This is a genomic window from Aquibium sp. ELW1220, from assembly GCF_030398385.1.
Taxonomy (GTDB): domain Bacteria; phylum Pseudomonadota; class Alphaproteobacteria; order Rhizobiales; family Rhizobiaceae; genus Aquibium.
The window spans coordinates 110,894-127,235 of the sequence record NZ_JAOAOQ010000019.1; the positions used below are offsets into that span (position 1 = coordinate 110,894).

At 67.4% G+C, this 16,342-nt stretch carries 2 protein-coding genes; both read left to right on the top strand.

Features of this window, described 5'->3' with window-relative positions; translation table 11 throughout:
• Positions 1 to 243: 243 nt before the first annotated feature.
• Complete coding sequence (locus N1F91_RS17910) at positions 244 to 846, top strand: hypothetical protein (RefSeq protein ID WP_289994340.1); 603 nt, start codon at positions 244 to 246, stop codon at positions 844 to 846.
• Positions 846 to 16,274 carry a leukotoxin LktA family filamentous adhesin gene (locus tag N1F91_RS17915; protein ID WP_289994341.1) on the top strand — a complete coding sequence of 5,143 codons (15,429 nt, stop codon included), beginning with the start codon at positions 846 to 848 and terminating at the stop codon, positions 16,272 to 16,274. The genes N1F91_RS17910 and N1F91_RS17915 overlap by 1 nt, the downstream gene beginning before the upstream one ends.
• Positions 16,275 to 16,342 lie beyond the last annotated feature (68 nt).

The window sequence follows — 16,342 nt, forward strand, 5'->3', positions numbered from 1 at the left end:
CAGTCGAACTGAGCCATTTGCATTCGACTTCATGGGCTGGACCCGATTTAATTCGGGTTCGGCCTTTTGCTTTGAAAAATTTCGGAAAATTACGTTTGAAGGTATATTTTCGGTACCAACCCATATAGCTTTCCACGACTGTGGGGCTGGAGTGGGAAAATCTTGCATAATATTTTTATTGTTGCGCGCGAAGCGTGCAAAATATTAGTCGTTTCCGCCGTCGGGCTGGGCGCATTTGCTGGTGTGTCGGCGCATGCCCAGAATCCGGCCAAGTCGGCTGCTCCCGCGGCGGAGGCCGCCGCTGCCAAGGCTGTCGTCGACGGTTTTCGTTCGGCCAAGTTCGGCATGACCATGGACAAGGTCCGCAAGGCGATAGCAGCCGACTTCAAGCTGTCGGGCGATGCGGTGGGCGAAGGCGAGAACGTGGCCGAGCGCACGGCGCTGCTCACGATCCGGGTCGATGACGTTCTGAAGGATGGCGGACCTGCGCAGGTATCCTACGTCTTCGGCTACGACTCGAAGACCCTGATCCAGGTTGGCATCCTCTGGGACATCCAGTCGAGCAGCGAGGCGAAGCTGCTGGCGAATGCCGAAGTCCTGTCCTCCTACTTTCGTACCGCAGGCTACGATCCGGCGACGGTGCGGTCCAGCCTTGCGCTCGACAACGGTCTCCTGATCTTCCGCGGCGAGGATGCCGAAGGGCGGGCGACCGTCCTCCTTCTGCAGGGAACCTTCACGGACGCTGGCGACCAGCGCCGCTCGCTTGCTCCATCGGCACTCGCGCTGCTCTACGCCGTCGATGCCGACAATCCGGACGTCTTCCGCATCCAGTCAGGCCAATTCTGATGAACAAGCGAGCCGCAATGCCCACGATCGGTCGGTCGGCTCGCGTTTCTCAGCTCAGGCAGCTGCGACAGGGATTGCTCGGTCGCGCCAGCCCCTTCGTCATCGGACTGGTCGCCGGACTGCTTCCGGCGGGACAGGCCCATGCGCAGGCCGTCAATCTCGACGGAGGGATGACGAACATCCTCGCCGATGGACGCACGCGAACCCGCATCGAGACGACAGGCAACCACACCACCATCCGCACGGACACCGTTTCGAAGGGGACCGGTTTCAATTCGTTCTCGGATTTCCGGCAGGCGGCCGGCAGCCAGGTCGACCTCTACGTTCCCGACAATGCGGGCAACCTCGTCAACATCGTCCGCAACGGCCCGGTCGTCGTCGACGGGATCCTGAACGCCTACAAGGATGGGAAGATCGGCGGCAACGTCTTTTTCTCCAGTTCCCAGGGCTTCATCGTCGGCGCCAACGGCACGATCAACGTCGGTTCCCTCACCGTCAACACGCCGACGCAGGAGTTCCTCGATACCGTCATCGGGTCCGATGGCACCGTCGACAACGTCGCGGCCAGCCAGTTGATGGGCGGCGTCATCCCGATCTCACCTGACGGCGTCATCTCGATCGCGGGGAAGATCAACGCCGATGGCGGGATCACGCTGCAGGGTCATCGCGTCAGCCTCTACGGCGGCGGTGTCCAGCTCGACGGCGTCGAGATGAGCCATCGCGAGAAGTTCCAGTACAGCGTCAACGTCGGCGGCATGGCCGAAGGCGCGGCGCTGGTTTCCCGCGGCGGGTCGATCGCGATCGTTGCAGACGGCGACGTCCGCCTCGGCGGAGTTGTCGAAGCATCGGCTGCAAAGCCGGGTCGCGGCGGCCGGATCAGGGCAACCGCCGGTCGCAACATCGAAATCGGCGGGGCTGCTGAAATCCGCGCCAGCGCACTGGGCCAGGGTGCCGGCGGTACGATCGAACTCATCGCCGGCGACACGCTGGTCGCGCAGGATGGCGCACGTTTCACGGCGGTCGGCGCCGGCTACGGCTACGGCGACGGCGGCTTCGTCGAGCTGAGTGGCAGGACCGCCCTCATCGGCAGCATCAGTTTCGATCTGTCTTCGGAGTTCGGGCGCAGCGGCACCCTGCTGATCGATCCCTACGATCTCTACATCGGCGGTGCGGTGCCGAACGGTACGACCGGGGATTTCAGCCTGACGGCAAGCGTCAGCTCGAACGGCGCAGACGTCGTCCTGCAGGCCGACAATTCCATCACCGTGGTCGGCGGCGGCTTCATCGACACGACGAGCGGCTCGGGCGATTCCGGCGACATCACCCTCGAAGCAGCCTTCATCACCATTGCGGACGGCGCCTGGTTGACGGCCGTCGGCGTCGGTGGCGCCGCGGGCGACATCAAGCTCGACGCGCGCGCCAACGACGGCGGCGTGCTGGGTACTGTGATTGGCGCCGATGCGGAAGCGGGCATCGTCCTGGCGAACGGTTCCTCGCTCAAGGGCGGCAACATCAGCCTGCTTGCTTCGGCGCATGCCGAGGCCGGCCTGTCGCCCATCGCGGATCTGGACGGCACCGCGACGATCGTCATCGGCTCCGCAGTCATCGAGGCGTCCGGGCATTTCCTGGCCCATTCGGACGCCAGCGCCACAGCGGACGGCAGCGGCCTGCCGCTGCCGCTGGGCGTGATCCTGTCGGAAGTCACGTCGTCGGTCACCGTCGGCGGCAGCGCGCAGATTTCCGCCGCCAGCGCCGCGCTGCTTGCCGATGCGGCGGTGACCGTGGTCATCGCCACCCAGTCTCTGGCCCCGGCAAACACCGCGGCCGACGGTGCCGTCGCCGTCTCGACGATCGAGAGCACCGCGCTGGTCGACATCGCCGGCGACGCCTCGCTGACCATCACCGACGCCCTGGAACTTGCGGCCACCAACGACATCGTTTCCCATGCCAGCGCCGTACCGGTCGCCGCCGCTTTCGGCGCCAGCGTCGGCGTCAGTGTCGTCACCGCGACGACCACTGCGCAGATCGGCGGCAATGCCCAGATCGACACGGGCAGCCTCGCGCTTGGCGCCTCGACATCCACCGACATCGCCGTGACCGCCGCGGCCGCCGCGGGCGGCGCCACCGAGCCGGACGCAGGCAGCCAGACGGCCGGCTTTCTGGATCAGTATGGCGAGAACGCCAGCACCGACGAGGGCGGCGTGTCCGTCGTCGGTGCGTTCGCGGTCTCGGATCTCACCTCGACCACGCTCGCCCAGCTCGCCTCCTCGGTTGCGCTCATCTCGGGCGGCGCGGTTTCGGTGTCCTCGTCATCGACGAACGGAGCCGCCCTGGTCGCGGATGGATCGGCCGTCGAATCGGCCGTCGGCGTCGGCGTCGGCGTTGCCGTCGGCGTCAACATCGCGCGGATCAAGAACGACGCCATCGTCGCGCAGGGTGTCACGGCCACGGGTCTCACCCTTTCTGCTGCGATGAACGGCGCGGATGCGGTCAATCTCTTCTCCAACTCGGCCACCTCCGGCGCTGGCGCGACCGATGTCGGTATTGCAGGATCGTTCGCGGTCAACATCATCGACACGCAAGCCTCCGCGACACTGTCCGGCAACGCGCAGGTGAACCTCGGCGGCGGCTCGCTGTCGTTGAGCGTGACCAACAACACGGAGGTTTCCGGAGAAGCGCTTCCTTCGGGCGACGGCGCGACAGGCGGAACCGTCGGCATCGGCGCATCGGTGGCGCTGAACATCGTGGCCAATCGCGCGATCGCCGAAGTCGCGGACGGCGCGTCCATTGATCAGGTCGAGGATGTGACGCTGGACGCCTCCGGGGACTTCTCGGTCTCGGGCGAGGCGAGCGCCGGCTCGGCGGGCGGCATCTCGATCACGCCGTCACTGGCGCTGTCGCTGATCAACAACACGACCACGGCGCGCCTCGGCACCGGTTCCACCCTCTTGGCTGACGGCTCGGTCGTCCTGACCGCCATCCAGCAATCGAGCGCGACGACAAAGGCATCGGGCAAGGCCGCGGGCGCCGACGTCGCCATCGGCGCTGCCGTCGCGATCGCGATCATCGACGACGTGGTCCTGTCGACGACGGCGCGGTCGGTCGACGCGGATGACGACGTGACCTTCGTCGCGATGGGAGCGTCGCTCTCCGAACTGACGGCCGAGGCGAGCGCCGTGGGCGCGGAGGCCGAGGAAGAAGATGCTGGAACCGGCGGCGGCGGCGGAGACGTCAACAGCCAGGTGACCGGCAAGATCGGCTCGGCGACCCAGAAGCAGGAATCGTCGGGCATCGGCAGCACCAAACAGCGCCAGGCGACGTCCGGGCAGGCGGCCGACAAGGAAGGCCGGTCGGCCGAGACGAGCGAAGGCGGCGTGTCGGTGGCGGCCGCCATCGTCGTCAACGTGCAGGGCGCATCGGTGACGGCGGGCGTTCCCGACGGCGTGGCGATCACATCGGGCGGCAGCCTGACGATCCGGGCGGCGGGCAACACCGACGGCCAGCTGACGGCCGACGGTTCGGCGGTCGGCGAGGACGAGGAAGCGCAGAGCTCTGTCGGCATCGGCGCGGCCGTAGCCGTCAACAAGGTTTCCGCGCTGACGGTCGCGCGGCTCGGTGCGGCCAGCCATGACCTGCTTGGCCTGACGATCGAGGCGACGTCGGTCGACATCGCGGCCTTCGTGGCCGATCCGGCGAGCGATGCCGGCCGCAGCGACGTCTATCTGGCCAGCGCCTCGTCGGGCGCAGGCGCCTCCAACGTGGGTGTCGCCGGATCGCTGGCGCTGAATCTGATCGACACGGAGAAGTCGGCGACGGTATCGGGCAGCGCGTCGCTGCAACTGCATGACGGCGCGATCGTGATGGTGGCCGACAACCAGACCGACACCACGGGCAAGGCCCTGCCGGTCGGCGACGGCGCCACCGGCGGCAAGGTCGGCATCGGCGCGTCGGTGGCGATCACCATCGTCGCCAACCGGTCGACGGCCGCGGTGGAGAACGGCGCGGTCCTCGACGGAACGGGATCGATCGAGCTCTCCGCCAGCGCTGTTCATTCCGTGACCACCGAGGCGGAATCCGGCTCGGCCGGCGGCATCGCGGTGACCCCGGTGCTCGGCCTGTCCATGGTGAGCAACACCACGTCCGCCATGATCGGGGCAGGCGCGGTTCTTTCCACCACCGGCGGCGTTACCCTTTCGGCCGCCCAGGAATCCTCGGTCTCCACGTCCGCCACGGCGGCGGCCGCGGGCGGCACCGCCGCCATCGGCGCATCTCTCGCGCTGGCGCTCGTCGATGACGTGGTATCGGTGACGACACTCCGCGGCATCAATGCCGGCGGCGATGTCAGCCTGTCGGCAAGCGGCATTTCGACCGGGACACTGGTGGCCAAGGCCAGCGCCAGCGGCGCGGCCGCGGCCGACGACGAAGGCGAATCCGAGGACGGCTCGACCGTCGACGACAATGTCGACCAGCAGCTCGAGTTCGGCGGCGGCCGCCAGAAGACCGCGGGTGTCGGCAACACTGCCCAGCAGGATTCCACCACCAGCGGCGTCAACGACAAGGACGGCCGCTCGGCCAAGTCCGAGGAAGGCAAGGTCTCGGTTGCGGCGGCCGTTGCCGTCAACGTCACCAACGCCACCGTCACGGCGGGCGTTTCCGGTGTCGACATCGTTGCCGCGGGCAGCCTGACGATCGCCAGCGCCGCATCCGTTTCTGGCGACCTGACCGCCGACGGCTCGGCTGCGGATTCGCAGATCGGCATCGGCGTTGCCGTCGCGGTCAACGCGATCAACAAGACCAATTCCGCCCTTCTGGGAACCGGCACGCACTCCGCCAACGGCGTCACCATATCGGCGATCCAGGCGAGCGACACGTCGGGTGTCGTCGCCGATGCCTATGTCGTCAAGGCGTCTTCGGGTGCGGGCGGTTCGAAGATCGGCATCGCCGGTGCGCTTGCATTGAACCTGATCGATGCCGGCGCATCCGCGCGGATCGACGGGACGGCCAGCGTCGACGCGGGGACCGGCGAGTCCGCGATCATCGCTGAACAGGACATGTCCGCCACCGCCGAGGCGCTTCCCTCCGGCGACGGCACCAGTGGCGGCAAGGTCGGCATCGGCGCTTCGGTGGCGCTCAACCTGATCACGGCGACGACGCTGGCCGAACTCGCCGATGCGGCGACGTTCGATAACGGACAGGGTCTGGCGGTTTCCGCCACGACAGGCCTGTCGACCACCACCAGGGCCGAGGCCGGTTCCGCGGGCGGCATCGCCATCGATGCCGTGGTAGCGCTGGCGATGCTGAACACGACCACGACGGCGCGCATCGGAACGGGTGCCGGGCTCGACATGACCACCGGCGCGGTGAGCATCACCGCAGCGAGCACCGGCGAACAGTCGGCGAGCGCCGACGGCGCGGTCAAGGCCGGCAATGTCGGCGTGGGCGCTGCGGCAGCGGTGATCGTCGGCGGCGGCGACCAGGACGGCGCGCTCAAGAACACCTCGGTCACGACGGCGACGCTTTCGCGCAACGTTTCGGCCGGATCGGTCGAGATCGCGGCTGTATCCGAGCGCAGCTATGTCGCGGAAGCGACGGCGACGGCTGGCGGCGGCAAGTCCGACGAGACGGATTCCGACAAGCCGCCGGCAAAGCCGGCCACCAGCACCAACACGCTGTCGACGACCGAAAGCTACCAGCAAGGCACCAGCCAGGCCGAAACCGAGAGTGCGGGCGGCCAGGCAGGCAGCGGCGGTTCCGGCGGGTCCGGCTCAGGTGGTTCGGGCAAGAAGGTGCAGGTCGCCGCCGCCGTCGGCGTCGCGGCTGCGCAGGACGTGGTCTCCGCATCGATCGCGGGCGGCCTGACCATCAACGCGACCGGTGCTGTTTCCGTCACCGGCTCGAGCACCATCGACATGGCCACGCTTGGCAGCGGCCAGGCCGGAAGCTTCGGCGGCACCTCGAACGCGCAGGTCGGCGTCGGCATCGGCGTCGGCCTCGCCATCATCACCGGCGCGACGTCGGCCACCATCGGCGATGGCGCCACCATCGCGCAGTCGGGCAGCGTCACCGTCTCGACCACGACCCGCGAGAATGTCGGCGACGACTTCATGGACCGCCTCACGGCGCGCGCCATCGCGGGCGCGTCCTCGTCCAAGGTCAGCGTCGCCGGCGCGATCGCCGTCGGCATTACACTGGCCGAATCGAACGCAACCATCGGCGACGACGTCGAGATCCACAGCTCCGGTGCCGTCTCGGTTTCCACCGACAACCAGAGCCGGCAGGCCGCCAAGGCCATGGCCGCGTCCTATACCACCGGCAGCGCGGCCGTCGGCGCGTCGATCGCCACGGTCTATTCGGACCGGTCGCAGATCGCTTCGGTCGGCGCCGGCAATTCCATCACGGCGACCGACGTCTCCGTCACGTCGATCAACCGTGAGGTGGACGGCAGCTTCGAGTTCGAGATGCCCACCTCCGTCGACGAGGACGGGCTGAACGGCTTGAAGGACCAGTTGACGGAAAGCGCTCTGGTCGGCGCGAGCAACTACTATGCCGAGGCCATGGGCGGCGCTGCTGCGCCGAGCGGCGTCGCCGTGCAGGGCTCCTTCGCCGTCATGGTGTTCAGCGACAGCGTCAAGGCGACGATCGGCGAGAGCGCGAACAGTTCCGCAGCCACCGACATCACCGCATCCGGTGCAGTCACGCTGACGGCCGACAGCGCCTTCACCGCGCGCGCCCTGACGGGCGGGATCGCGGTCGGCAGCAGCGTCGGCGTTGGCATTTCCGCAACCGTCATCGTCGGGAGCGGCCAGACGCAGGCTGTCCTGGGCGGCGGGACGGTGATCGGGGAGTCTGCCTCTTTCCTGGCGCGCGCCACGGCGTCGCAGGACTTCGAGGCCTACGGCGTATCGGCTGCGGCCGTCGGCGGCACGGCTGGCATTGCCGGCGTGGCAGTTGTCATCACGTCGGAGAACCTTGCCGAGGCGTTGGTCGAGGCCGATTCCGAGATCAATTCGGATGGTTCGGTCACCATAGAGGCGGTGAACGACTTCACCAGCTTCGCGCTGGCCGGCGGCGCGGCTGCGGGTGGCACGGCCGGAATCGGCGCGGCCGGGGCGGTTGTCGTCGTCGACAACATCACGCGCGCAGCGCTCGCGGACGGAACCGGCTCGTCCGGCGCTGTCGTCGTCCTCGCGGCCGGCACAGTCGGCCTGAGCGCCGTCGCCACGCAGTCCGCCACGACCATCGCCGCTGCTGGCGGCGTGGCCGGCACGGCCGGCGTGGGCGCGGGCGGCGCGGTCTACGTGCTCGAGACCGTCACCGAGGCGCTCGTCGGGGATTACGCCCGGATCGGCGCCGCGAGCCCCGGCTCCCCGGTCGGTGCACTCTCCGTCACGGCTTCCGACGAAAGCGACCTGACCACCGTGGCCGGCGCATTCGGCGGCGGCGGCAGTGCGGGCGTCGGCGCGGCCGCGGCCGTCGGCGTCCTCGACAAGACCATTACTGCCCGGATCGGAACCGGCGCCAGCGTCCACGCCACGAACGTCCTGCTGTCCGCGGATGATCTGGTGAGCGCCTCGACCGTCGGTGTCGGCGTCGGTGTCGGCGGTGCCGCCGGCGTGGCGGGCGCGGTCGGCGTCTTCTCCGTCCCGGACACGACCACCGCCCTGATCGCCTCGCAGGCGCTCGTTCATTCTCTCGGCAACGTCGCGGTCGTGGCGGTCAACGGAACGTCGCTCGACACCATCAGCGGCGGTGCCGGCATCGGCGGTTCAGCCGGCGTAGGCGCGTCGGTCAGCGTCAATCTCGTCGACACGACCACCCATGCCACCATTGCCGGGGCAGCCGATGTCACGGCGCTGGCTCAGGGCGCTGCACAGACCTATCTCGCCGGCTATCAGGGCAATTTCGTCAACTACGGCTCGGACGAGGACTTCGAGGGGCCGGATCTGGAAGCCTACGAACTCGACGCCGGGACCGGTTCGACCACCGCGCCCCTGACGGCGGAAGATGCATTCACCGCCGGACTGTCCCTGCTCGCCCGAAAGCGCGTCTCGACCGAGGTCACCGGCAGCGCGCGTGGCGTGATCGTCAACGCCGCCACCGCGACGGAAATCCGCTCGCTGGCGGTCAGCGGTGCCGTGGGTGGCGCCGCGGGCGTCGCCCTGTCGGCCGACGTTCCCATCATCACGACCGACACCCGAGCGACGATCGGCGTCAATGCGCGGATCAACCAGGGTGCCGGCACCGCGAATGCCGCCCAGTCGGTGACGGTCGCCGCTGCAAGCGATCTCTATCACTTCGGGCTGGCCGGTTCGGCGGCGGGCGGCGGCGCAGCCGGCGTCGGCGGCGGCGCGTCGGTCGCCATCGTCGACCTGACCACCATGGCCTCGATCGGGGACGACACCCTGACCTCGGCTGCGGGCGACATCGCCGTCACCGCGCGAGCGAGCGAAGACCTGATGTCGGCTGCGGCCGCCGGTGCGTTCGGCGGCTATGCCGGCGTTGCGGGCGGCGTGACCACCCTCGTCATCGACACTCACACGACCGCCACCCTCGATGGCGCGGCACATGCCGGGGGCAATGTCGACGTCATCGCGGACGACCAGAGCCGCGTGTCCATGCTCGCCGGATCGATCGGCGTATCGGGAGCCGTGGGCATCGGCGCCTCGATCGGCGTCGTGAAGATGGACAAGACGGTTAAGGCCTTGATCGCCAGCGGCGCGAACGTCACCGCGCTCGGCGGCTCCGCCCGCAGCGTCTTTTCCGGCGACGACTTTTCGGCGACGCGCCAGGCCAGCGGCCTCAACGTGCTGGCCAATTCCAATCAATCGGTCTTCACGCTTGCCGTCGCCGGCGGCGGCGGACTGTTCGTCGGCGCTGCCGGTGCCGTGACGCTCGAACTCATGGACGGCCTGACGTCGGCCACGATCGGCAGCGATGCCAGGATCAACGAAGACAACACGGGTGCTGCGTCCGACCAGGATGTCGTCGTCACCGCGCGCGACAGCACCTCGACGCTCGTCATCGACGGCGCGGTCGGCCTTGGCCTCGTCGGTGTCGCCGGTGCGGTCGACGTGGCCGTTTTCCGGAACTCCTCGGCGGGCACGATCGGCGATGGCGCGCTCGTCAATGCGCAACGCAACGTGTCGGTCAGCGGCCTGTCGAACAAGGCGACCGAATCCACCACCGTCAGCGCCGCGGGCGGCATCGTCGGTGTCGCCGCCGGCATCTCGATCTACAGCTTCGGCGACGGCGTTTCCGCCGACGGCGAAGCCTCGGCGGAGATCGGGAAAGCCACCGAGGACGGCAGCGGCAGCCTGACCAAGATCACCGAAATGGCCGATTCCCAGGGCCGTGACGGCTCGACGAACGACGTGCTGTCCGAATCGAGCGACGAGCGCATCCGCTCCATCAGCCAGCAGGCGCAGGACCGCCGCGCCACGCTCGACTTCACGGCCGCGACCGAACTCACCGTCCCGGGCGGCACGTCGGCGAACATCGGCAGCGCCACCATCAACGCGGGCGGTGCTGTGGGAGCATCCAGCGTCGACGGCTTGAATACGCGCTTCAACACCGGCGCCATCGCCGGAGGCATCGTGGGCGTGGGCGCCGGCATCGGCGTCGTGACCGTGGACACGACCAACACGGCACAACTGTCCGGCACCTCGACGATCACTGCCGGCTCGCTCGCCATCGCGGCGACGACGAACCATGTGATCAACGGGCTGAGCATCGCGGGCTCGGTCGGTTACGCCGCAGCGCTTTCCGCCGACGTCGCGATCCTTCGCGACCTGTCGCGGACGAGCGCGTCGATAACCGGCAGCAATCTCGTGGTGTCCGGCGGCGTCGCCGTCAATGCGACCAGCATCCGCACGCTCGATGCCGAAGGCTATGGCGCGGCTGTTGCCGGCGCAGCCGCCGCAGGCGTATCGGTCGTCACCGCCGAAATCTCCGGAGAAGCCGACGCCTCCATCGAGGAGGCCGAGATCGGCAGCGTCGGCAATCGCGCCGGCAGCGTCACGGTCCTGGTCGACGTCACCGAGAAGGCGACGACCGATGCGTTCGCTGCGGCCGGCGGCATCGGCATCGCGCTCCAGGGTTCCGTCGCGGAATCCACCGTCTCGACGATCGTATCGGGCACGATCCAGAACTCGAACATCTACACCAGCGGTGCGATCTCGCTCGGCACCGGGATCGAGCTCCAGACGGATGCCGAGGCGACCGGCTATGCCCTTGGCGGCGTGGTCGCCGCGGGTGCCTCGATCGCGACGGCCAATGCTGCCGCGACGAGCACCGCCACGGTTTCGGGATCGACGCTCGACGGCGGCAGCATCGCCATCTCCGCGAGCCTGTCGCCCGTCTCCGGCGGCCCGGCCGCAAAGGCCCAGGCGTCGGGTTCGTCCGGTGCGCTGGTAGGTGTCACCGCCACCGAGGCCAATGCCACCACCACCGGGACGTCCACCGCCCTCGTCGACACGAGCGCGCTCACGTCGACCGGCCTGCTCAAGGTCGAGGCGATCGGCAACACCGACCAGTACGCGTTCGCGACCGGCAAGACCGGCGGTCTCGTGGCCATCGGCTCCAATACCGCACGTGCGCGCTCGACGACGACGACTCTGGCCACTCTCGTCAATCTCGAAAGCCTTGAGGCGGGGTCCGTCCAGCTGTTCGCGACGGGCGTCGACAACAACTATGCAGGTGCCCTCGCCGGGACAGGCGGCGTCGTCGCGGGCACGGCGTCCGAGGCTTCGACCTGGTCGAAAAGCACGACACGGGCAGCCGCCGACACCACCAGCCCGTCCGAAGCCTATACCATCTCGGCCGTCCACGGCCTGGTCGACATCAACGCCACCCATACGTCCAACTTCGGCGGCTCGGTCGACAGCACGCAGGCGTCCTTGGCCGGCGCAAGCGGCGCACGGCTGAAGCATATCGTTCAGGGAACCGTCGATGCGCATCTTGGCGACGACGCGATCATTCGTGCGGCCGACCTGACGATCACGGCACGCAATCAGACCCGCAATTTCTTCATCGGCGAAGCGGCGTTCGGCCTCTATCCGGGCTCGACGCCGTCGTCGAACTTCAACTCCGACGGCGCCGGCTGGAACGTCGACTCCGGTTCTGGCGGCTTCGTGGATGCACCGGCCGGTGCGATCGACATCGTCGTCTCGCATCAGACGACAGCGTCGATCGGCGCCAATGCCGACGTGCATCTGCTGGGGCAGAGCGCAGGCATGTCGCTCCTGTCGATGGAGGCTTACAACGAGGTCATCGCGCATCAGAAGGCGAAGCTCGACTCTGGCGGCGCCGTCGCGATCGCCTCGACCGAGATCGCAATGAACGTCACCGTCGAGGCGACGGCATCGATCGGCGACGACAGCGACGTGATCGTCGACCTCGGCGATATCGACATCGCCGCCTGGGGCCAGGCCGACATCGAGGCGCGCGCGGTTTCCACCACGTCGGGCGTCGCGGGCGCGCCCTCCGGCGAGGCGCTGGTCGTTTACAACGGTACCAACACGGCCCTGATCGGCGACGACGTGCTTCTCGAAGCCAGCAGCGGCACGCTGCCCGTCGACGGGTCGCTTCCGACCAACGGCACGATCTCAGTCGGCGCCGGCGGCGGTCTGGCGGGCAACGCGGCGAAACTGCGCTTCCGCACCACCGTCGACCTCTTCAACAACACCGCGATCCCGATCGATTCGGCGCCCGATGCCCTGATCGACGTCACGGTGAACTCCTTCCTCACGACGGGCGATGCCCTGGATCCACGGGGCATCCGCTCGGCCGGAGACATCACGCTCAAGGCGGTCCGGGGAGACATCTCGACCAGTGCGGTCGGCATCGGCAAGAACATCTATCTCGAAGCCCTGAGCGAAGTGGCCAGCGCCGTCTCGAACCTGTTCGGCGGCGACGACGTCTCGTTCGACGTCCATGGCGGCTCGGCCACGGTAAGCGGATCGGGCACGGCAACGATCGACGGACTGGTCCTGGCCGGTCTGCAGCGGCACCGGTCGCTGACGCTCGACTACACCGACGACGACTGCAGCATCCAGATCTCCGCTTGCCTGGCGGATCCCGTCCTGGGCGAGATCGGCTACGAGGTGTCGGAGCCCGAGGAAATCGGCACGACGATCCTCGACCGCCTGGCGCAGCTCGAACTGCTGCTGCTCGAATATGGCGACGATCTGGTCGCCAAGGGCGCCTACCAGAGCGAAATCCGCTTCCTGCAGACCAAGCTGGCAGCGCTCGGCCTCGGCTCCTTCGACGGTGACGGCAATTTCGTGCCGAACCAGTATGTCGCGCCCAATCCGATCGTCATCCAGTTCCAGATCGACGCCGAGAAGGGCAAGCTCGACGTCGTCAACCAGACGATGGCCGCGGCGAGCATCGTGGTCACGGAGGAGGGCGATGGCCTGGCCGACAACGTGACGGGCGCCTATTCCGGCATCCAGACAAACACGTCGACCATCACGTCGACCATCACCACCGTCCTCAACAGCGCGGACGGAGACCACCCGGCGCCGTCCGGTGCCGCGACGGAGCTGACGACACGCACCACCACCATCAATGGCCTGATTGCGACCGGAAACGGTCACGCTACCGAGATCCAGGCACGGATTGCCGACAACGAAGCCAAGCAGGTGATCATCGACGACAATTTTGCCGTCGTGCTGACACAGCAGGCCGCGCTCGAAGCGGCGCGCATCAGCGGCGACGTGACCGCCGAACTGACCGCGCAGCTGGCTCTCGACGGCGCGATCGTGGCGATCGACACGGCACTTGGCGTGATCGCCGGCAACAATACCGTCATCGAAACGCGGTCGGCGCAGGCAGGGACCAATGCTGCCGCCATCTCCACGGCGGTCGACAGTCTCGTGACCTGGGCGAATTCCACCCTGGGCGGTCTGCCCCAGTCGAGCCAGCTGGCCGGCCTGTCGACCAGCCTGAACACGATCAAGGGCACCGGCTCCGAGACGGGCCTGGCGCCGAACATCTCCGCGCTGGCGACCGCCTTCGTCGCGTATGGCGACCGGCTGGGAACGCAGATCACCGCGCTTCGGGCCATGCCTGTCGAATCCGGCACCGTTGGCGGGGAAAACTCGCTCAGCCAGTATGTCGGCCTGTTCGACGGCCTCATCGACAACGTCGCCAGCTATACCGAACTCCTGAGTGCGCCGACGTCGGCGCCGATGGCACGCAGCATCATCGTGGAAGACACGATGGCGCGCATCGCCAACGTTTCGGTCTATGCGGATCGCCTCGTCGGTTCCGGCTCGCTTCAGGCGCCCGGAGACGCGCGCATCACGATCACCAACAACACCGCGAATTCGCTCAAGCTCGGCAGCCTGATCATCCCGACCTACGATGCCGGCAACGTCCGCTTCAACGGCGTGCTCGTCCACGACGATGGCGACATCGATGCGCTCAATCCGACGGGGACCCCCGCGGTCGACCTTCGCGTGGTCGACAGGCTGTCGAGCACGCGGTCGCAGGTGACGATCGCGTCGAACTACAATCCGGACTCGCTGTTCTTCCAGCAGCCGCCGGTCTCTACCCCGCAGGTGGCGCCCGACCTCATCCTGACGGCCGGCTCGAAGATCGTGAACCCGTCCGGCGCAGTGAACATCACGAGCGCTGCCGGCAACATCTACATCCAGGGCGAGATCGAGGCCGGATCGCTCAGCATCGTTGCGAAGAACGGCGATTTCGTCTCGTCCTACGTCAACGGCTTCAACCATGTCGGCGGCGACCCGGCGAGCTTCAACTCCTTCACCAATGTCGCCGAGGCCGGCCGCGGCATCCTCGTCAACGGTTCGATCTCGATCGCCGCGCGATACCTGAACATCAACTCGACGATCCAGAGCGGCATTGCCGAGTGGACGCTGGACATCGGCGCCAATCCGCTGCTCACCACGAACACCGCCTCCGAGATCGGGAAGACCCAGACCGACGTCGACAACGCGGTGCAGGCCTATCTCAGCTCGATCGCCAATGTCGGCGGCTCGGCCACGTCTCCGATCATCGATCTCGGCGGCGGCGTCATCCTCAACATGGGTCCGGAAGGGCTTCTCGCCAGCGAGGCCGCCGGCCTGCAGGCGGCGATCGACGGCTATCTCGCCGATACGGCCGGCACTCCGGTCTACAACGTGGTGATCGGCGGCCAGCTGCAGTCGATCAACATTCGCGACTACATCTCCGGTGGTGTCGAAGGTCGGCTGGAGTTCACGATGGACACGCTTCAGGCGTTCCTCGGCGGCACCAACCCGGCCTATCGCTATGCGCTTGTCACCGGCTCCGACGTCGGCGCCATCGGCGCAACCTACGATGCGGCGGTCGGCCAGTACGTCGTCGACGGCACACGGGTGAATGGCGGCTTCATCCAGCTCTACGGCCAGATCATCAACACGGCCTATGTCGGAACCGGTGAGCCGGTGGGCAAGCTCAACGTGCTCGATGGCTTCAGCACCATCAACATCACGAACTCCAGCGACATTCCGGTCATCCTTCAGGCGCTTCACACCGGCGACGACTCGTCCGGCACCCTGCGCGGCGTGGAAGGCAGGATCGAGATCACCGACGTGGTCGCCGTCTCGGTCGACTCCGACGGCGTTCCGAACGTCGACATCCGGCGCACCACCTACACGCGCGACTACACCCCCGGCGACGCAGCCGGCGAGGTCCAGATCCTGACGGAGCTTGGTCAGCTCGACCTGAACGGCAATTTCGTCGTCGATATCGACGGCACCACCCTCGCATCGGGCGGCGACCGGAGTTCGGTCTACGATCCGACGGACGACATGCGATATGTCTGGCAGATCGGAACCGACTACCAGCGCGTCTCGACCTACAGCTACACCCGCGACAGCTTCTTCACGATCAGCGCGCTGACGGTGGCCGAGAATGTCAGCAGCATGAGCCTCACGTCGGGACCTTCGGTCACGGCGGTGCGTCGACTGCCGGACGGCACCTATCTGTCGACCGACACGACCCTCATGCCGAATACGGCCTCGAACGTGAGCAACGGGCTGATCGTCACGTTGCCCGCGATCACCGCGGCAAACAGCACGCTCTCGGAGCAGCCCCTGGTCTCTGCCGACTATTCCTACTCGACCGACATCGCCGTGGCCGAGGGAAGCACGTCCAAGACCTGTATCGGCTGGACCCTTTGCACGGTCTGGGAGGTCACGACCCACTACACCGTGACCCAGAAGTACACCACGGTGACGACCCACTCGCTGAAGGCCGACAATCCCATCGGCATCAACTTCATCGGCGTGAATGCCGGCGTCGTCGACGTGTCGTCGGCCAGCGACGTGGTGCTCGCCGGCAAGATCACCAATGTCGCGGGCGATGTGACCATCGACGTCACCGGCGAGGTCGTGTCGCGAAGGTGGTGGAAATTTGAAGGTGGCGTAATCTCCGGGTGAACGAAACCCACCCAACCGGCGGCTGACACCGCCAAGGAGATCACGCCATGACGAAGAATACAGACGTC

Excerpts from the sequence above, each read along its gene's own strand:
- N1F91_RS17915 (WP_289994341.1), top strand. The coding sequence starts at position 846 with ATGAACAAGCGAGCCGCAATGCCCACGATCGGTCGGTCGGCTCGCGTT.